18 protein-coding genes are annotated in these 17,849 nt (G+C 62.8%); 6 read left to right on the forward strand and 12 right to left on the reverse strand.

Translation table 11 applies throughout. The features are described from left to right. Positions 1-39: 39 nt before the first annotated feature. The 6 genes from RCO24_RS05080 to RCO24_RS05105 form a co-directional block, all read right to left on the reverse strand. A complete protein-coding gene (locus RCO24_RS05080; protein WP_308960343.1) occupies positions 40-666 on the reverse strand; it encodes a helix-turn-helix domain-containing protein in 627 nt (208 codons plus the stop codon). A gap of 196 nt (positions 667-862) precedes the next feature. After that, positions 863-2,248 carry a porin gene (locus RCO24_RS05085; RefSeq protein WP_308960345.1) on the reverse strand — a complete coding sequence of 462 codons (1,386 nt, stop codon included), beginning with the start codon at positions 2,246-2,248 and terminating at the stop codon, positions 863-865. A gap of 227 nt (positions 2,249-2,475) precedes the next feature. Continuing rightward, positions 2,476-3,093: an alpha/beta hydrolase gene (locus tag RCO24_RS05090; protein ID WP_308960346.1), complete on the reverse strand. Its 618-nt coding sequence runs from the start codon at positions 3,091-3,093 to the stop codon at positions 2,476-2,478. Positions 3,094-3,150: 57 nt separating this feature from the next. After that, on the reverse strand, positions 3,151-3,294 hold the full coding sequence (locus tag RCO24_RS05095; RefSeq protein ID WP_308960348.1) for a hypothetical protein: 144 nt from the start codon (positions 3,292-3,294) through the stop codon (positions 3,151-3,153). A gap of 124 nt (positions 3,295-3,418) precedes the next feature. Then, positions 3,419-4,447, reverse strand: a complete 1,029-nt coding sequence (locus tag RCO24_RS05100) for a sulfate ABC transporter substrate-binding protein (RefSeq protein WP_308960349.1) — start codon at positions 4,445-4,447, stop codon at positions 3,419-3,421. Between the two features lie 188 nt (positions 4,448-4,635). Then, positions 4,636-5,559 carry a CysB family HTH-type transcriptional regulator gene (locus RCO24_RS05105; protein WP_308960350.1) on the reverse strand — a complete coding sequence of 308 codons (924 nt, stop codon included), beginning with the start codon at positions 5,557-5,559 and terminating at the stop codon, positions 4,636-4,638. A 496-nt stretch (positions 5,560-6,055) separates the two neighbouring features. Between RCO24_RS05105 and RCO24_RS05110 the strand changes: the two genes are divergently transcribed. The 5 genes from RCO24_RS05110 (at position 6,056) to RCO24_RS05130 (ending at position 11,713) form a co-directional block, all read left to right on the forward strand. Then, a complete protein-coding gene (locus RCO24_RS05110; protein ID WP_273218942.1) occupies positions 6,056-6,262 on the forward strand; it encodes a hypothetical protein in 207 nt (68 codons plus the stop codon). Positions 6,263-6,534: 272 nt separating this feature from the next. After that, positions 6,535-7,539 carry a sulfate ABC transporter substrate-binding protein gene (locus RCO24_RS05115; RefSeq protein WP_308960352.1) on the forward strand — a complete coding sequence of 335 codons (1,005 nt, stop codon included), beginning with the start codon at positions 6,535-6,537 and terminating at the stop codon, positions 7,537-7,539. A gap of 168 nt (positions 7,540-7,707) precedes the next feature. Continuing rightward, positions 7,708-8,622 (forward strand): serine O-acetyltransferase EpsC, encoded by a 915-nt coding sequence (gene epsC, locus RCO24_RS05120; protein WP_308960353.1) that lies wholly within the window; start codon positions 7,708-7,710, stop codon positions 8,620-8,622. Between the two features lie 93 nt (positions 8,623-8,715). Then, on the forward strand, positions 8,716-9,627 hold the full coding sequence (locus RCO24_RS05125; protein ID WP_308960354.1) for a family 2A encapsulin nanocompartment shell protein: 912 nt from the start codon (positions 8,716-8,718) through the stop codon (positions 9,625-9,627). Then, entirely contained in the window at positions 9,614-11,713 is a 2,100-nt protein-coding gene (locus RCO24_RS05130; RefSeq protein WP_308960356.1) for a family 2A encapsulin nanocompartment cargo protein cysteine desulfurase, read from the forward strand. The genes RCO24_RS05125 and RCO24_RS05130 overlap by 14 nt, the downstream gene beginning before the upstream one ends. Before the next feature lie 46 nt (positions 11,714-11,759). Here the strand turns inward: RCO24_RS05130 and RCO24_RS05135 are convergent, their stop codons facing one another. The 4 genes from RCO24_RS05135 to RCO24_RS05150 form a co-directional block, all read right to left on the reverse strand. After that, positions 11,760-12,152, reverse strand: a complete 393-nt coding sequence (locus RCO24_RS05135) for a DUF4326 domain-containing protein (RefSeq protein WP_308960357.1) — start codon at positions 12,150-12,152, stop codon at positions 11,760-11,762. Between the two features lie 136 nt (positions 12,153-12,288). Beyond that, on the reverse strand, positions 12,289-12,705 hold the full coding sequence (locus RCO24_RS05140; protein ID WP_308960359.1) for a YeeE/YedE family protein: 417 nt from the start codon (positions 12,703-12,705) through the stop codon (positions 12,289-12,291). Beyond that, the gene (locus tag RCO24_RS05145; protein WP_308960360.1) at positions 12,696-13,142 is read right to left on the reverse strand and encodes a YeeE/YedE thiosulfate transporter family protein; all 447 of its coding nucleotides are present in this window, start codon (positions 13,140-13,142) and stop codon (positions 12,696-12,698) included. The genes RCO24_RS05140 and RCO24_RS05145 overlap by 10 nt, the downstream gene beginning before the upstream one ends. Before the next feature lie 77 nt (positions 13,143-13,219). Beyond that, on the reverse strand, positions 13,220-14,536 hold the full coding sequence (locus RCO24_RS05150; protein ID WP_308960361.1) for an outer membrane protein transport protein: 1,317 nt from the start codon (positions 14,534-14,536) through the stop codon (positions 13,220-13,222). 196 nt (positions 14,537-14,732) lie between these two features. Between RCO24_RS05150 and RCO24_RS05155 the strand changes: the two genes are divergently transcribed. Further along, entirely contained in the window at positions 14,733-15,146 is a 414-nt protein-coding gene (locus RCO24_RS05155) for a hypothetical protein (protein WP_308960362.1), read from the forward strand. 19 nt (positions 15,147-15,165) lie between these two features. Here RCO24_RS05155 and RCO24_RS05160 read toward each other — a convergent pair whose 3' ends face one another. Together RCO24_RS05160 and RCO24_RS05165 are read right to left on the reverse strand one after the other, a co-directional pair. After that, positions 15,166-15,426 (reverse strand): GIY-YIG nuclease family protein, encoded by a 261-nt coding sequence (locus RCO24_RS05160; protein WP_308960364.1) that lies wholly within the window; start codon positions 15,424-15,426, stop codon positions 15,166-15,168. A 21-nt stretch (positions 15,427-15,447) separates the two neighbouring features. Further along, a complete protein-coding gene (locus tag RCO24_RS05165; protein ID WP_308960366.1) occupies positions 15,448-17,826 on the reverse strand; it encodes a DEAD/DEAH box helicase in 2,379 nt (792 codons plus the stop codon). Between the last annotated feature and the right edge of the window lie 23 nt (positions 17,827-17,849).

Here is a 17,849-nt window from a genome sequence, read left to right on the forward strand (position 1 = left end):
AAGAACTGCGATCGTTATTCGAAATCCTGGATTAGCCGATCATGGTGTCGGCCCGACCACCACGAGATAGGCGGTCGCTTGTGATGATGATGCGTTTTCAATGACATAGGCGTTTGACGCCTCAAAAGCGATTGCATCGCCCTGTTCGAGCGTTGTCGGCGCATCCCCGGAGACGGCGACCGTGAGACGCCCCTGGGCGACCACCAGATTGTGACGCGTGCCGATCTGAGCCGGCTGGAACTCCTCGCGATGGCCACCTGCGATGGTCAGCTCGAAAAAGCCGGTCGAACGCTGGCGATTTGCCGGCGACAGACTGCGCGCGGCGTAACGGCCTTCGCTGGTGACCAGAACGCTTGCGCGGTCGCGGCTCACGACGACGACCGTCGGCTCCCGCTCGGTGGCGACCAACGTTGCGACTGGAACGCCGAGCGCATCCGCCACCCGCCATAGCAGGCTCACGGTCGGTACGCTTTTGGCAGTTTCAATCTGGCCGAGCATGGCGCGGCTTACGCCTGACAGTTCCGCCAAACGCTCGAGCGAAAGCCCCTGGGCCTTTCGAAGACGACGCAAATTGGATCCGACAATGACGGGAACGTCACGTGCTGTCGCTTCGGGAATGGAGGCGTCGACGCCGACATCCCGCTCTTCGGGTTCTGCTGTGGACATAGATATCAAAGGTGCCGCAATCGTTTTCATATCCGACAACGTAGCGGCATCCCAGGTGCGGACGAACCAAGAAGAAAATATGTGCTTATGCGTTTGAGAGAATAGGCGAGGGTCCCGAAAGCTAAGGGAAAAATGCGGAAAGGGCCGCCCTTTGGAGGCGGCCCTTTCTAAAGTGTGCTCGTTTGTCGGGTGTCGACTAGAACTTGATGATCGCGCCAGCCTGCACGAGATCGAGATCGTCGAACGACGCCTTGGCGAGGTCCGAGGTGCCGTTTTCAACCAGCGTCAAACCACCTTCGACGTGACGATAGTTGAGATAAAGCACCATCGCCGCAGCATCGATCCCCTGAGCGATGCCAAATCCGTAGACCTGGAGATCGCTGCTCCAGATCTGCGCCGGCGCAGCTAGAACGGTGTTCAGCGGATCCGTTCCGCTGACCTGGCGAGCGATGGCGCCACCGGTGTAGTCATAATATTCGCCGTAGATCGTGGTCTTGCCGAGCGAATTGAACTTCTTCTCGATACCGGCCTGGACCGACCAGAAGCTCGACTTGTTGTCGGGGTTCGAGCCCGAGAAGGCCGGCACCGACGCGATGACGTCGTCCTTCACCTGGCCAGCACCTGCGTTCACGAACAGGCCTGTGGCCTCGTGCACGACACTGACCGAGCCGCCGAAGTGCTGGCATTCCTCGTCACTCTTCGAGGTGCCTTGACCGCGTGCGGGGCACTCGTGCTTGGTTTCGGGGCCGTCGGTGATCTGCAGGAAGCCAATGCCAGCAGCGACTTTCAGGCCCGCGAACTCGCCCGCATAGCGCAGCGCGATATCCCAATAGTCATCGCCGCCCCACGATGCCGATGCGGTGAAGCCAGCGAATGCCGGGGTTTCGTACTTGATTGCGTTCTGACGGCGGTCGCCGTCGCCGGGCTGGTCGCCCGAATCGATGAGAAGGCGACGCCAGGACAGAGCCGAAAGGTCACCGCTCGTGCTCGAACGCAGGAACAGGCCGAGGCCCGTATCCTCCACGTCGGAGTACTTGGAGAAGTCCTTGGTCTGCGTGAGGTTCGATTCCGTGATGCCGTCCGTTGCTGCGGCCTGCGTGCCAAGCGAAACGGTGCCGAGCTTCTTGTTCTTCAGGTACCAATAGCTGTCGCGCAGATCGAGGCCGACATCAGCTTTGGTGTCATCGCCGAGCGGGTTGCTCTGCGTGAACCGCTTCGAATTCGCGGTACGAACGCCGATCTCCAGGCGGTAGCCGGCTTCCCACTCGGAATCGATCTTGGCCTTGCCGCGGAAACCGATGCGGGTGCGGGAATTGTCATTGGTGACAACGTAGGCGTTGTCCTCTCTTCCATCGTCCCAAAAGATGATGGACTGGTTGACCTGACCGTAAAGCTCCAAGGAGACCTTGCGGTTGCCCTTGCGCGCGGTCGTCGCCTCCAACTCGGCGATCCGCTCTTCAAGATCGGCGCAGCAGTTGCCGCCCAGATCCGCCGCGGCAGCCGGCATTACGCCAACTGCGCCGAACAATCCGGCGGCGACAAACGCCGTACGCCAGACACTTCCAATAAGTCCCCCAACCATCCCAACCTTCTCCGTTATATTAGCGGTCAACTCCGTAATAACGTATTGACTCTGCTTGTAGTTTCCTTATTCCCCAACCGGAACTCAAGCGCGTCCGCTTCAATGTTTTATATTTCCGACACAATGTGGCCGCGGAGACGCGAATTTGGCGCCTAACGTTGTACGGCGACAAACAAAGCGTACGGATTTCCGTTAATTTGGTTGCAGCACCCAACCTAAGGCGCTCGCTAAACGAGCGATGCGCGCCTGTCCGATTCGCCACGCGCGTGCTCTGCGTCCGCAAACTTGCGAATCGAACGGCGATGCTCAGGATGCGCCTTGGCGGTTAACGAGAGTTGCTCATTGAACTCCCGCAACAGGGCGAGGCCATAGGGCCAGGGACCATAGCCGGCATCCGTGTTGATGTGGCCGGCGGCGCCGAGGCTGATGAGGTTCGCGTCCCACCGCGTGGCGAGATCGACCGAGCGCGCGAAGCTCAGCCACGGATCGTTGGTCGAGGCGACAATCGTGCTTCGAAATCCGAGCGGCCCTTGCGGCAAGAGATCGCTGACGCCGAACTTGTCGGGGTCGGCGGGCGCCACCAGCAAAGCCCCGACGATACGTTCGCGGTGATCCTCAGCGGCCTGCACGGCGGCAAGCACACCAAAGCTATGGGCCGCAATCACGATCGGGCCGGGGTGACGCGTGATCTCGCGGCGGACTCGGCTCGCCCATTCGGCGAGATCGGCGCGCTTCCAATCGCGCTGGATGACGCGCACGGCGTTGGGAACCTGTGTTTCGAACCAGGTCTGCCAATGAGCGGAGCCGCTCGAATTGAGGCCCGGAATGATGAGCGTGGTCGTCATGAGATGATCTTTCAAAGGTTCGACGTGTCTGGATCTTTGTTTCTGCTTCTGCGCGGCTCAGCGGCGACAGAAGCGCGCCGCGGACTTGGCCGAGCAGCGGATCATCAGAACGTTCGAAGCTTTGGCGACCGAAAGCGCTGCAATCGCAGCCAACACCACTACGGCCGTGTTCATCACTGGCATCGCGTAGACGGTGGTCATGAAACTAGTCCTCCGAGAGGGAGATCAGCTCCCTCGCATTGAGAGAGAAAGGCGGCTCTGCCGCTCCTGCCCTCGCTTTCGGAAGAGAAGCGAGGCGGGGCGGCAGAACCCTTCATGCAGAGTGTTAGCTCTTGCTGCCCGGCACGTAGATCTGATCGAACACGCCGCCGTCCTTGAAGTGGATTTCCGTCGCCTTGGTCCAGCCACCGAACACATCGTCGATGGTGAACAGCTTCACCGGCGAGAACTGAGCCTTGTACTTTTCGGCCGCCTTCGCATCGCGCGGACGATAGTAGTGCTTACCGGCGATCTCCTGGCCTTCCGGCGTATAGAGATACTTGAGATAGGCCTCAGCGAGCTTGCGGGTGCCCTTCTTGTCGACGACCTTGTCGACGACAGATACGGACGGTTCAGCAAGGATCGAAACGGTCGGCGTCACGATCTCGAACTTGTCGGGGCCGAGTTCCTTGGTGGCGAGGTAAGCCTCGTTTTCCCAAGAGATCAGCACGTCGCCGATGGCGCGCTCGGTGAAGGTGGTGAGCGAGCCGCGAGCGCCAGAATCAAGAACCTTGGTGTTCTTGTAGATCTTGGTCACGAGGTCCTTCGCCTTTTCCTCGCTGCCGCCGTCCTGCTTCAGGGCGTAGCCCCAAGCCGCGAGATAGTTCCAGCGGGCGCCGCCCGAGGTCTTCGGGTTCGGCGTCACGACCTCGACGCCTTCCTTGCCGAGATCAGCCCAGTCCTTGATGCCCTTCGGATTGCCCTTGCGAACCAGGAACACGATGGTCGAGGTGTAAGGAGCGGAGTTGTCCGGGAGGCGCTTCAGCCAATCGGCCGGAATGAGGTTGCCCTTGGTCGCGAGCTGATCAACGTCGCCGGCGAGTGCGAGCGTCACGACGTCGGCCTCGAGGCCGTCGATAACCGCGCGAGCCTGCTTGCCCGAGCCGCCGTGCGACTGCTTGATGGTGACGTCTTCGCCGCTCTCGGCTTTCCAGTGCTTGGCGAAGGCCGCGTTGAATTCCTGATAAAGCTCGCGCGTGGGGTCATACGAAACGTTCAGAAGCTCGGCGGCCTGCGAGGCGGCCGCAAGGCCTGCGAGGCCAACCGATGCGCCCAGCGCCAGGGCGGTACGGCGGGAAATACGAGACAATGACATTTGGTGAGTTCCTCTAATTTGGCTTAACTCGCGTCGAACGTAGGCGGCCCCCTACTGCAAGCGAACCAAGAAGAAGTGCTGAGCTTATGAACAATACCGCAGAGATTCATCCACTCAGCGCGGAAGTCTTTGTCATGGTGTCATCATGATCGCGGCAAGCGAAGCGCCGCGAAATCAGCTTTCCGCACTCAGCGGCCAAGCTCCGCGCGGCGCACGCGCTGCTCGGTTATCTCGGGCGCCAAAAGCTCGATGAACCGATACACATAGGAGCGCAAAAACCTTCCGCGCCGAACCGCCAAGCTCGACACGTTCTCCTCGAACAAATGCGAGCTGTTCAACAGAACGAGCCCGTGATCGCGATTCGCGTTGAACGCCATCGAAGCGATAATGCCGACACCCAATCCGAGTTCCACGTAGGCCTTTATGACGTCGGCATCGAGCGCCGACATCGCGATATCGGGCTCGATTCCAGCCCGTTCGAAGGCTTTGTCGATCCGCGTGCGGCCAGTCAGCCCCTCGTCGTAGGTGATGATCGGATAATCCGCGATCGCTTCGAGCGTGAGAGTATTGGACGTCAGCAAAGGATGATCCTTAGGGACAACCACGCCGTGCGACCAGCGGTGATAGGGGAATGTGATGATCCCAGCGTTGTCTTCCAAGGCATCGGTCGCGATACCGAGATCGGTGCTGCCCTCGAGCAGAATCGCGGCGATCTCCTTCGGGCTTGCCTGATGCAGCACAAGGCGCACATCCGGGAAGTCCGCTTTGAACTTCGCGATCACCTCGGGCAGCATGTAGCGCGCCTGAGTGTGCGTCGTCGCGATGCTCAGCGTTCCGGTATCGCGCTTCGAGAATTGCTGCGAAAGCAGCATCATGTTTTCGGATTCGAGAAGAATTCTCTCAGCGACCGCCACCACCTCTTGGCCGGGCTCAGTGAGCCCGAGCAGGCGCTTGCCGCGACGCACAAAGATCTCGAGCCCGAGTTCCTCCTCGAGATCGCGGATATGCTTGCTCACGCCCGACTGCGACGTCAGCAGCGCCTGAGCCGCTTCGGTCAGGTTGAAGTTACGCCGAACCGTCTCGCGAATGATGCGAAGCTGCTGAAAATTCATGGCCGCCCGTGGGGTCCTTCGTCGTCGGCCCGCAAAGCGGGAGCGCGTGTCGAGTCAGATGTAGCCTCCCTTGCCAGAATAGCGAATATCCAAATTCTTCTTTGCTTATTCCAATTTCAGCAATAGCGGCCCGACAGCGAATTTCCAGGATAGTCAGGTGCAATGCCGCTTCGATTGAATGCTTCGCACTTCTTGTTATTTGACCCTTGAGCCTGTTGCGGGCTTGATCGTCTTGCAACGCGATTTGCGTTCGCCGCGGTGATTTCGAGGTTCACTTGCGCCGCGTCATCAAACGCTAAGGAGCAGCCATGACGTTCTCTACCACAGTCCTCCACCCGAAGGCTTCGGGCCTGCCGTCCGCCGGAACCGCGTTCGCGCTCGCTTGTCGGTGTTGTTGATTTCAAGCGCGGACTTGGCCACGCCCAGCCGCCGCACCCAACGCAACCCTTCACATTCTTTGCGAGTTAGCCCGCCGACGTACGGGAAAGGACATCTCATGTCAGACGCATTTGTCATCGAAGTTGCCGACGAGACTGCCGGCATCGTTGTTCGCCAGGACAGCGAAAAGAGCTACCGGTTCCATGCTTCTCTGCCGCGCTACTATCCGCTCGACGGAAAGATCTTTTCGGCTCCCAGAGACGCCGAACGCGCTGCCCTTGCTCAATTCGGCCGCGGGCCGAAGCAGAAAGCGAGGGCTGCATGACTTCCGCCGGACCTCGCGGGGAGCCACGCCCCTAGCGGTCCTTCTCACTCAAACTCGCGTTTCCTCTCCTCATCCTTTCGTTTCGTCATTCACCGCGTTGCCGATCATCGTCACGATCGAGACGCAGCCCGGTGCCTGACACTCACTCTCCCTGGACCACGGTGGTCACCGACCGCGGTTCTCCTCCGGGCCGGTTCGTTTCCTCGAACCGGCCCCTTTTTCCATTCAACCACCTCGCGTATCTTCCTCGCGAAATCGAAGAAAGGCCAACGATGACGACTTTGCGCAAAACCCTTCTCGGACTCGGGCTCGCGGCCCTTGCTCCGTTCGCCGCTCTTGCCGATGAGAACACCCTCCTCAACGCGTCCTACGACGTCTCGCGCGAGCTCTACAAAGAGATTAACCCCGCTTTCTCTGCCTATTGGAAGAAAGAGAAGGGCAAGGACATCACCGTCAACCAGTCGCACGGCGGCTCGACCAAGCAGGCACTCGCCGTCGCCAACGGACTCGAAGCCGACGTGGTGACGTTCAACCAGCCGACCGATCTCGACTTCCTGGCCGAGAAGAAGGTGATCGCCGCAGATTGGAAGAAGAAGTTCCCGCACGACGCAGCGCCCTATACCACGACAACCGTGTTCATCGTGCGCAAGGGCAATCCCAAGGGCATCAAGGATTGGAATGATCTCGCCAAGCCCGGCATCTCGGTCGTGATCCCGAATCCCAAGACCTCCGGCAACGGGCGCTATACCTATCTCGCAGCGTGGGGCTATGCGCTAGAGAACAACAACAAGAGCGCGGACAAGGCCCGCGAGTTCGTCGGACAGCTGTTCGCCAATGTACCGGTGTTCGATGGCGGCGGACGCGGCGCTACCACCACCTTCACGCAGCGCGACGTGGGCGATGCGCTCATCACCTTCGAGAACGAGGTTGCGCTCGTGCTCGCCGAGTTCGGTGACAAGTTCGACGTCGTCTATCCGTCGCTCAGCATCGAGGCCGCACCGCCGGTTGCCGTAAACGACATCATCACGGCAAAGCGCAATTCCGCGGAAGCCGCGAAGGGCTACCTCGACTACCTGTTCAGCACGGAAGGCCAGACCATCATCGCCAAGCACAACTTCCGTCCGCGTGACGAAGCCGTGCTCGCGAAGAACGCCGAGAAGTTCCCGCCGATCAAGACCTTCAAGCTCGAGCAGTATTTCCCGAGCTGGGCCGAGGCGCAGAAGGAGCACTTCGCTGACGGCGGTGTCTACGACAAGGTCACGACGAAGAGCAACTGACGCTCGCTTTTTCTGGGGGAGCGAAGAAACGCCCGGCCTCTTAGAGGCCGGGCGTTTCCATTTTGGGAATTTGCTTAGCACTTCTTCTTGGTTCGACTCCGCCGCGGCGATTTCTAACATCTTCGTGCAAGCCCTAACTGCTTGGCGCGAGAGAGGCAGATCAATCCCGTGACCTTTAAAATTGACGGCATCGTCGGCGCACTCCGGAGTGCGCGGGGCGCATCCGCGCGAACGGTGGATCGCGACGGAAACGTGCTGGAGCTTCCCTCTCCACGTGACCTCTCCGAAATCGTCTCGGGAATCATTTCCTCGCTGTTTCCGCGCCGCTACGGTGGCGCGAGAGCGGCAATGAACGGCGCGCTCGACTATTTCGTCGGTTACACGCTCGACAAAGCGCTCGAAGGCCTCAGCAAGCAAGTTGTCCGCGAACTCGTGTTCACCGCCGCACTCGCCGGCCGAGACGTCAACGACGCCGAGAGCGCTTCACGGGACATCGTTCAGAATTTCGCCGATCGCCTGCCTGCGATCTTGGAAATCCTCTACAGCGACGTGCGCGCCGCCTATGACGGCGACCCCTCGGCGAAAAGCCAAGAGGAAGTGCTGCTCAGCTACCCCGGCATCAAGGCCGTCGTGCATCACCGGATCGCGCACGTGCTCTACAAGCTCGATCTGCCGATCATCGCGCGTATCGTCGCGGAAAGCTCCCATTCGGCGACGGGGATCGACATTCATCCGGGCGCCGAAATCGGCCCCAGCTTCTTCATCGACCACGGCACCGGCGTGGTGATCGGCGAGACCGCCGTGATCGGAGAGCGCGTGCGCCTCTATCAGGCGGTGACACTCGGCGCGAAACGCTTCTCCGTTGACGAGAGCGGTGCACTGGTCAAAGGATTGCCGCGACACCCGATCGTTGAAGACGACGTCGTCGTCTATGCAGGCGCCACCATTCTGGGGCGGGTCACGATCGGGCGCGGATCCACGATCGGCGGCAATGTCTGGCTCACGCGCAGCGTGCCGCCGAACAGCAACATCGTCCAGGCACAGGCGCGCAGCGACACCTTCGATGGTGGAGCAGGAATATAAATCTCCTATTGACGCATGAGGCGCAATGCGCGATCTAATTTCGCGCGTGATTGAAGCAATTTATTCTCCAATATAACAGATGCGGAGGCCAACATGGCAGACGAAGAACAAACAGCATTGGGCGATGTCGCAGCGAGGCAATTAGCCAACGCGACCAAAACCGTACCGCAAATGTCGAGCATCACCCCGCGATGGCTCGTGCATTTCCTGAACTGGGTTCCGGTCGAAGCCGGCATCTATCGCGTGAACCGCGTGAAGGACGAGGACAGCGTCGAAGTTGCCTGCTCGCTGCGCGACGAGCGCGCACTGCCCAACACCTACGTCGACTATGTCGACACCCCGCGCGAATACATGCTGTCGGCCGTCAATACCGTGCTCGACATCCATACCCGCGTTTCGGACCTTTATTCGGTCCCGCACAACCAGATCAAAGAGCAGCTCCGCCTCACCATCGAGATCATCAAGGAGCGGCAGGAAAGCGAGCTGATCAACAACAAGGAGTACGGCCTGCTCGCCAGCGCCGCGCCCGCCCAGAAGATCAAGACCCGCACCGGCGCGCCGACCCCTGACGACCTTGACGAGCTGATCTCGCGGGTGTGGAAAGAGCCCGCCTTCTTCCTCGCCCATCCGCTCGCCATCGCTGCCTTCGGCCGCGAGTGCACCCGTCGTGGCGTTCCGCCGCCGACGATCAACCTGTTCGGCTCGCCGTTCCTGACCTGGCGCGGCATTCCGCTGATCCCGTCGGACAAGCTCGAGGTCAAGGGCGGCAAGACCAACATCCTGCTGATCCGGACCGGTGAATCCAAGCAGGGCGTTGTCGGCCTCTATCAGCCCGGCCTTCCCGGCGAACAAAGCAAGGGCCTCTCGGTCCGCTTCATGGGCATCAACCACAAGGCGATCGCCTCCTATCTCGTCTCGCTCTATTGTTCGCTCGCGGTCCTGACGGAAGATTCGCTTGGCGTGCTCGAAGGCGTCGAGGTGGGCAAGTATCATGAGTATAAGTGACTACCCCAATCCGGGCCCAAACCCGCTGCCGGATCCGACGCGGGTGAACCCGTCGCTCGGCGGCGTCGGGCTAAGTCCGCAGGGGCTTAGTCCAGGTTCGGGGCTGCCGGATGAAGCCTCGCTCGCAAGGCTCGCGAACGAGCTTTTCGCTTCGACACCGAGCTCTCCTCTAGCTGGCATTCCCGGAGCGGGTCTGCCTGGGATTTCGCCGGTCGCGACGCCGCAAGGCCTCGTGCCGGACGTTCCGGGTGGCGCGGATCCGGCCAGGTACGCACCGTCGCTCGGCGGTGTGGGGGCGAGCCCGCAAGGCATCCATCCCACCTCCGGCGTACCCAGCGAAGCATCGCTGGTGCGGCTTGCAGGCGAAGCGCTGACGGCATCACCCGACCTCACGGCGGGCGTGCTGCCGGGCGTGCCCAACCTGCCGGTGGCGCCACCGCCGCCGGTGCTGGTACCGGATGTGCCGCTCTCGGCACCGCAGTCGCGCGGAAGCGCGACTGAAGCGTGGACAATTCCGCTTCCCTACGAGGCGGAACTCAGGGCGCTGTTCGGCGGTCCGTCCGAACCCGCCCACCACGATATGGAGCTGAAGCCCGACATCCCGCTCTCGACCCCGCATTCGAAGGGCACGGTGGATCCGTCACCCGTCCCGCTGCCGTACGACGCGGAGCTCAAGTCTTTGCTTGGTACAATCGGCGGCGAGACACGGGTTGCCGATCCGACGAATGGGGCCGGTTCATCGCTTTACTTCCTCAAGGACATCGGGCCTGCCTCTCCGCAAGGATTTGGCGGCATCGGCGTCCCGGGAGCGACGGGACCGGGGATCCATTCGGAGTTCGCATCCGCGCATCCACCTTTCGACGTGAATGCGATCCGGCGCGACTTCCCGATCCTTTCGGAGCATGTCAACGGGCGGCCACTGGTCTGGCTCGACAACGCCGCAACCACGCAAAAGCCGAAGGCGGTCATCGATCGCCTGGTGCATTTCTACGAGCACGAGAACTCGAACATTCACCGCGCAGCCCATGAGCTGGCCGCGCGGTCGACGGATGCCTACGAAGGAGCGCGCCAGAAAGTCCAGCGCTTCATCAATGCGCCGTCGATCGAGGAGATCGTGTTCACGCGCGGCACCACCGAGTCCATCAACCTGGTGGCGGCCACGTACGGCCTGCAGCATGTCGGCCCGGGAGACGAGATCGTCATCACGCATCTCGAGCACCATGCCAACATCGTGCCGTGGCAGCAGCTCGCGCTCGCCAAGGGTGCCAAGCTGCGTGTCGCACCGGTCGACGATCGCGGCGCGGTTCTGCTCGAGGAGTATGGCAAGCTTCTCAACGGTCGTACCAAGCTCGTCTCGTTCACCCAGGTCTCGAACGCTCTCGGCACCGTCACCCCCGCCCAGCAAATGGTGGAGATGGCGAAACGGGTCGGCGCGCGGGTTCTGGTGGACGGCGCGCAGTCGGTCTCACACATGAAGGTGGACGTGCAGGAACTCGGCGCGGACTTCTTCGTGTTCTCGGGGCACAAGCTGTTCGGTCCGACCGGCATCGGCGTGCTCTGGGGCAAGAAGGATCTGCTCAACAGCCTTCCGCCCTACCAGACCGGCGGCAACATGATCCAGGACGTGACGCTCGAGCGGAGCATCTTCCACAATGCTCCGAACCGTTTCGAGGCAGGCACCGGCAACATCGCAGACGCGGTGGGGTTGGGGGCTGCGATCGACTACGTCGAGCGGATCGGACTCGAGAACATCTCGCGCTATGAGCATGGGTTGATCGTGTATGCGACCAACAAGCTCTTGAGCGAGGTTCCCGGCCTCACGATCATCGGAACGGCTCCGGAGAAGGCGGGCGTCATCTCGCTCATCCTGAAGGGTGTTCCGAGCGAGGAAGTCGGTGCTCGCCTCAACAAGTACGGGATCGCGGTGCGCTCGGGCCATCACTGCGCGCAGCCGATCTTGCGGAGGTTCGGACAAGAGACGACGGTGCGTCCGTCGTTCGCGTTCTACAACACCTGTGGCGAGATCGATCTCTTGGTCTCGGCGCTGCGCGATATCCAGCGTCAGGCCGGACATTCGCATCTGTAGTCGGGCGCAGCTCTGATCGAAACCAAACGACAATGACGCGGCGGCTTCACGAACGTGAGGCCGCCGCTTCCTTTTCATATTGCTTTATCTTTGCAAGAGCGGCGGCGGTGGCTCCGGACATCCGCGCGTCGCGCGCGCCGATTTCCTCATTGGCGAGCGCCAGCAGAAGATCGGCGTGGCTCGGCTCGTCCAGCTTCTCCCACGACGCGAGGCTCTTGCCCTTGAGCTCGTGCAGATGCTCGCGCAGCAGGGTCATGCCTTGCAGCGTCGTCGTCAGCCACTGGGCGTAAGCCTCGACGGCCCAAGCCTTTCCGAGATAGCGCTGATGTTCGAAGGGAAACGGGTTCCCCCATTTGGTTCCTCGCCCGACGTAGACGGTGTCCGGCGGCAAGCGCCAACCCTTCTCGGCGCGGCGTTGAATGCGTCGCGGATTGCCCATCCCCATCTCCGATCCGCTCGGATGCGATCTTCATAAGCTTAGGCGCGCATCCGCAAAGCAGAAGCTAGGTGGCTTCGCGCGGATGCAAAAGAGGGGTCTCGCCCCTAGGTCCCGACATCTACAGATATTTTCGGCGTTACTTTCGTTTTTGCAACAGCGCGCCGACGGATATTGCGGCGACCATCGCGGAAACGAACGCGACGGCTCCCTGCGTGCCGAGCGGGAGCGACACCAGCGCCGGGCCCGGGCAAAATCCAGCGAGGCCCCAGCCGATGCCAAACACGGCGGCACCTATGACGAGGCTTCTGTCGATCGGCGCATCGGCCGGCGGAACCAGGAAGCTTTGCGCGGCAAGCGGGGCCTTGCGCCGGCGCACGAGCCAAAAGCCGGGCGCGGCAACGCCGATGGCGCCTGCCATGACGAACGCGAGGCTCGGATCCCAGGTGCCGGCGACATCGAGAAAGTTCAAAACCTTTGCCGGATCGGCCATGCCGGAGACGATCAACCCAACTCCGAACAGCAGCCCGGCTGCCAATGCGCCAATCACGCCCATGGCCAGCCTCCCAGGATATGCCGCACGCCATAGACGGTGGCCGCCGCAGTCGCCATGAAGATCGCGGTCGCGGCGATCGAACGGCGCGACAGGCGTGCGAGGCCGCAGACACCATGCCCGCTGGTGCAGCCGCGCGCCGCGAACACCCCGGCACCGACAAGCAGGCCGGCGACGATGGCGAGGCTGAGGCTATCGGTAACCGTCTGCCGGACCGGCTCGCCGGTCGCAAGCGTCCAGAGGAACGGGCTCGCGAACAGACCGCCGATGAACACCGCCGCCTCGACCGGTGCGCTCGTGCCGTAGGGCGGGAGCAGGCGTCGGACGATGCCGCTGATACCGGCGATGCGCCCCGTTATCAGAAGCAGCAGCACGGCGGAGGCGCCAATCAAAGCGCCGCCAGCGAGCGACTCCCAGGGCGTGAAGAGTGTTGGTGTCATCTACAGTGTCCTCGTGGTCGTGTTTGGGATTTAATCAAACACGACCGGACTGTCGAGGCCAGGACGGCGAACGCGGCTTACTTGAGCGGCGCTTCGTCGGCGCCGAACTTGTACTTCACGCCGAGTGTCGCCTCGAACTGGTACATGCTGATGTCGATCGCATGGCCGGGATTTCCGGGCGGAATCTCGTACCCGCTGACAGTCTCCTCCGGAGCATACAGCCCCGCGAACTCGACCGACCAAGCCTTGTTGACCTTGTATTCGAAGCCCGCAGTGATGTGGTGCTGGACGACTGCCGGAGCCAGGATGTTGAACTGCACGTCGCGCGACGAGATCGGGTTGGTTGCGTAGGAGTATCCGGCGCGCAGGGTGAGCGTGGGCGACGAGCGCCATTCGACACCGAGCTTGATGACGTCGACATCATCCCAGCCGAAGCCAGGGCCGTTGTCCGATCCGAGCAGTGCGGCATTGGTCGACGGGTTCGCGATCGAGGCAATCGAGCCGAACCAGATGTGGCGGTAGTCGGCGAGGACCGTCAGGTTCGGCGTGACATCGACGGCGATACCGGCCTGAATGCTGGCCGGAATGTCGAAGCTGCCCTGCTCGGCGAACAGACCGCGATACTTATCGAACTCCTCGGACCAGATCGGCGAGTTGCCGGCGACGCCCAAGCGAATGTTTGGAGCCACTGCCCATTCCACGCCGCCGCGCACACCCACGCCCCACGACACATCGGTGCCGTTGTTGGTGACGTAGCCGGGATCACTCGATCCGGGCGCAAAAGCGCCGAGGCCGCGCAGCTTGATCTGCTGGCGGGCCAGGATCGGGGCGACGCCGACTGAAACGCCGGGGGCAATGGTTTTCGCGAATGCGACCGAGATCAGCGCCTGTTGCAGATCGACGCCCAGGGGGCCGCCCAGGAAGATGCCGGTCGGACCGCCACGATCGACGCCGGGGTAGTCCGTGTTCATGCCGCCGCTGCCATAGACCGAGAAGCCGATCACATCGACAAACGGATTGGGCGCCAGGCGATAGCTCGCGGACAGATTGGGAACGGCAAACCAGTTGGTATCGCTTTCGACCGTTCCTTCGGGGGTGAAGCCCACTCCAACGCCACCTTCGAACTCGCGGCGCGGACTGAACGCGGAGACTGCCGCAGTCCACTCGTTCTCGACGTGAACCAAGCCTGCAGGGTTCAGCGAAACGCCGGTCGAGTCGCGCGTGTCGGCAGCACCGGTACCGCCGAGCGCTTTGGAGCGTGCTCCGTAGCCGTGCTGGAAATATCCTTCTGTCGCGTGCACCTCAAACGGCACAACGACACCAACGGCTGCCATGACCGCAAGGGCCGGCATGGTCCGTGCTGAACGGGTCAGCAACGACGAGCGACGCGACATTCAATCCCCCAAGAAAAACACCCCTAAGGGACGGATGCTAGTGTTGTGGTGCCAAGCACCGAACGAAGAAAAAACGAGAAGCTTTTCTGCTTTTTCGGCACATGCATTCCAGAAGCTTGCCGATTTGTATATTCGGGGCGCGGCGTGCCGGACCTATATTCAGGAGACGGGGATAAACTCAGCGAGGAGTTCGGCGATGACCGACCGCTCAAACCCCGTGATGCCCACACATCCGGCACATCCCAAACCTGACGAGCTGCCCGGCGGCGAGCTGCCACGCGCGGTTTACCGCTCGGTGGTTGCGGCGTTCGTCTGGATGATCGTCGCAGCGTGGATCACCTTCGGCACCGGCCGCGAAGCCGACTTCGCACTCGCGGCGGCTTCCGTCCTGATCCTTATCTTTCTCATGCTGCCGTTCATCATCTTCGTGACGGCAACCCATCACATGAAGGCCAAGCAGGAAGGGCTCGATCACTTTCTTCATTCGGAGGTCGAGACCGCGACCGGGTCGCTCTCAGGCCGTCAGGCGTGGGTCGAGATCGACATCATTCCGGGCGCGCTCGCGCTGGCGGCAACGCTGATCGGCCTCGTGTACGCGTTCACGCGTTGACCGGCCGTCGGCGCAGCGCTCAGCCGTGACGCGCCGTGCGGATCAGCGCTTCCTTCTCGGCGCGCGTCAGCCGTTTGATGCGGATTTCTTCCTTCAGCGCGGCAGACCGCGTTTCGAAGGCCGCTTCATAAACGAGCGTCACCGGCCGGCGCGCCGCCGTGTAGCGCGCACCGCGCGCTTTTTCGCCGTTGTGCTGCTCGAGGCGGCGCTGAACGTCGGTCGCGATGCCGGTGTAGTAGGTGCCATCGGCGCATTCGACGATGTAGAGCACATACGCCATCGCGCGGGATCCGCCGGGTCGTTACTTCTTACCGCCAGGTGGGCCGGCCCGATGCTTCTTCTTGTGCGCGTACTTCGATGTCGGGCGCTTCGGACCCGGCTTGCCCGCGTTCTCCGCACCCGATCTGTCGCTACCGGGCCGGGCTGAGCCGCGCGCATGCGGTCCCTTCGAGAACGAGCCTTTGGAAAAGCCGTTGCGATAAGGCTTGGCGTCGCCGTCGGCGGCAGGCCGATCGCGCCAGGGCGCTTTCGGCCGTTCATGGCGCGCGCCGTCAGCGGACTGCGCGCGTTCCTCGCTTCCCGAGCGATCGCGCCAAGGCTTCTTCGGGCGCTCGTGGCGCGAGCCTTCGGTAGACTGCGTGCGGTCCTCGGTTCCCGTGCGATCGCGCCAGGGCTTCTTCGGGCGCTCGGCGCGCGAGCCTTCAGCGGACGGCGCACGCTCTCCGGTTCCCGGACGGTCGCGCCAGGGCGCTTTCGGCCGCTCAGAGCGCGAGCCTTCAGCGGACGGCGCGCGCTCCTCGGTTCCCGAGCGATCGCGCCAGGGCTTCTTCGGGCGCTCGGGGCGCGGGCCATCCGTAAACGGGCGGCGGCGTTCCTGATCTCCCGCCGGAGAAGGCGCGGCTTCGCCCGGGTTCGCCAGTGCATCGATCCGATCAGTTACGGCCGCAAAGTCGGCAGCACCGTGCGCACCGACGCGGGAGATGCGACCTTCGTTCGACGGCATCGAACGCGCAGCATCCGCAAACTTATCCGCGAACTCGGCAACGATCTCGAAACGCGTATCGCGGTCGAAGATCTTGATGGCACCGATTTCCGATTTGGTGACGCCGCCTGCCTTGCAGATCAGCGGCAGCAGCCAACGCGGGTCCGCGTTGCGCTCGCGCCCGATGTTGAGGCGGAACCACACTTTCTCGCGATCGTCGTGGCGGCGTTCGCGCGGCGGACGGCGCTCGGCGCCGCTTTCGCCCTCGGCTCCGGCCGCGCGCTCCGCGTAAGGGGCGCGATCGGGGCGGCGCTCGAAGCGATCCCGGCCGCGATCATTCGGCTTCCAGGGCTCGCCACGCTTGCGGTCGGCGCGCGGCGGGGGGCCGGTATCTTCGGCCAGATCCTCGGGCGCGGGAAGTTGAGCGCGATGCATGCGGACCAGCGCGAGCGCGATCTCGTCGGCCGAGCGCGCGCCCTGAAGCGCGCGGGCCAGCGCAAGCTCGTCCTCAGGTGCGGCTTCGGTGAAGATGGCATCTTCGAGAAAGCGTTCCTGATCGCGCGCGCGGATCTCCTCTGCCGTCGGCGCCGGACCCCAGGTGACCTTGAGACGCGCCGCGCTCAGCAGCGTTTCAGCTTTGCGGCGCCGGTTGAAGGCGACGATCATCACGCAGAGGCCCTTCCTGCCCGCGCGGCCGGTGCGGCCCGAGCGATGAAGAAGCGTCTCGTGGTCGTTGGGAAGATCGGCATGGATGACGAGCGCGAGATCCGGCAGATCGAGGCCGCGTGCCGCCACGTCGGTTGCGACGAGAACGCGCGCGCGCCCATCGCGGAGCGCATGAAGCGCCTGCGTACGCTCGTTCTGCGACAGCTCGCCCGAGAGCGCCACCGCCGAGAAGCCGCGCTCAACAAGGCGCGCGTGCAGGCGCTTTACCGCTTCGCGGGTGGCACAGAAGACGATCGCGGCGCGCGCTTCATGCAGACGCAGAACGTTCACGACCGCATTCTCGACGTCGAACGGAGCGACGCGGATGGCGCGATATTCGATGTCGGCGTGCTGCTCGTTGCGCCGGAGGGTCTCGATGCGCACGGCGTCGCGCTGGTAGCGGCGAGCGAGCGTCTCGATCTCGCGCGGCATGGTGGCCGAGAACAGCAATGTCTGGCGCTCTGGCGGGGTGGCATCGAGGATGAACTCGAGGTCTTCGCGGAAGCCGAGATCGAGCATCTCGTCGGCTTCGTCGAGCACGATGGTCTTGAGCTTCGAGAGATCCAAGCGATGGCGCTCGAGATGGTCGCGAAGGCGGCCCGGCGTGCCGACAACGATGTGGGCGCCGAAGCTGAGCTGGCGGGCTTCCGCGCGCGCATCCATGCCGCCGACGCACGTGATGACGCGGGCGCCCGCCTCGGCATAGAGCCAGGCCAGCTCCCGCTGAACCTGGAGCGCAAGCTCGCGCGTCGGTGCAATGATCAGCGCCTGCGGCTCGGCGGCCTGTCCGAAACGCTCGGCCTCGCCAAGCAGCGTGGCGGCCATCGCCAAACCGAAGGCGACAGTCTTGCCCGATCCCGTCTGCGCCGAGACCAGCAAGTCGCGGCCGGTGGCGTTCGCATCGAGCACGGCGACCTGTACGGCGGTCGGGACCGAATAGTCGCGGGCGGCGAGCGCGCGAGCGAGCGCCGGGTGCGTGGTCGGGAATGTCATGGTCGGGATGGCTTCTCGGGCAC

Origin of the sequence: Hyphomicrobium sp. LHD-15 (assembly GCF_031157355.1) — a bacterium.
Taxonomy (GTDB): Bacteria; Pseudomonadota; Alphaproteobacteria; order Rhizobiales; family Hyphomicrobiaceae; genus Hyphomicrobium_C.

What these genes read in the sequence shown, in the direction of transcription:
- RCO24_RS05125 (WP_308960354.1), top strand. Translation starts at nt 8,716, where the DNA reads ATGGCAGACGAAGAACAAACAGCATTGGGCGATGTCGCAGCGAGGCAA.
- RCO24_RS05145 (WP_308960360.1), bottom strand. Translation starts at nt 13,142, where the DNA reads ATGACACCAACACTCTTCACGCCCTGGGAGTCGCTCGCTGGCGGCGCT.
- RCO24_RS05130 (WP_308960356.1), top strand. Translation starts at nt 9,614, where the DNA reads ATGAGTATAAGTGACTACCCCAATCCGGGCCCAAACCCGCTGCCGGAT.
- RCO24_RS05100 (WP_308960349.1), bottom strand. Translation starts at nt 4,447, where the DNA reads ATGTCATTGTCTCGTATTTCCCGCCGTACCGCCCTGGCGCTGGGCGCA.
- RCO24_RS05105 (WP_308960350.1), bottom strand. Translation starts at nt 5,559, where the DNA reads ATGAATTTTCAGCAGCTTCGCATCATTCGCGAGACGGTTCGGCGTAAC.
- RCO24_RS05090 (WP_308960346.1), bottom strand. Translation starts at nt 3,093, where the DNA reads ATGACGACCACGCTCATCATTCCGGGCCTCAATTCGAGCGGCTCCGCT.
- RCO24_RS05165 (WP_308960366.1), bottom strand. Translation starts at nt 17,826, where the DNA reads ATGACATTCCCGACCACGCACCCGGCGCTCGCTCGCGCGCTCGCCGCC.
- RCO24_RS05085 (WP_308960345.1), bottom strand. Translation starts at nt 2,248, where the DNA reads ATGGTTGGGGGACTTATTGGAAGTGTCTGGCGTACGGCGTTTGTCGCC.
- RCO24_RS05150 (WP_308960361.1), bottom strand. Translation starts at nt 14,536, where the DNA reads ATGTCGCGTCGCTCGTCGTTGCTGACCCGTTCAGCACGGACCATGCCG.
- RCO24_RS05155 (WP_308960362.1), top strand. Translation starts at nt 14,733, where the DNA reads ATGACCGACCGCTCAAACCCCGTGATGCCCACACATCCGGCACATCCC.
- RCO24_RS05115 (WP_308960352.1), top strand. Translation starts at nt 6,535, where the DNA reads ATGACGACTTTGCGCAAAACCCTTCTCGGACTCGGGCTCGCGGCCCTT.
- RCO24_RS05135 (WP_308960357.1), bottom strand. Translation starts at nt 12,152, where the DNA reads ATGGGCAATCCGCGACGCATTCAACGCCGCGCCGAGAAGGGTTGGCGC.
- RCO24_RS05140 (WP_308960359.1), bottom strand. Translation starts at nt 12,705, where the DNA reads ATGGGCGTGATTGGCGCATTGGCAGCCGGGCTGCTGTTCGGAGTTGGG.
- RCO24_RS05110 (WP_273218942.1), top strand. Translation starts at nt 6,056, where the DNA reads ATGTCAGACGCATTTGTCATCGAAGTTGCCGACGAGACTGCCGGCATC.
- RCO24_RS05160 (WP_308960364.1), bottom strand. Translation starts at nt 15,426, where the DNA reads ATGGCGTATGTGCTCTACATCGTCGAATGCGCCGATGGCACCTACTAC.
- RCO24_RS05095 (WP_308960348.1), bottom strand. Translation starts at nt 3,294, where the DNA reads ATGACCACCGTCTACGCGATGCCAGTGATGAACACGGCCGTAGTGGTG.
- RCO24_RS05080 (WP_308960343.1), bottom strand. Translation starts at nt 666, where the DNA reads ATGTCCACAGCAGAACCCGAAGAGCGGGATGTCGGCGTCGACGCCTCC.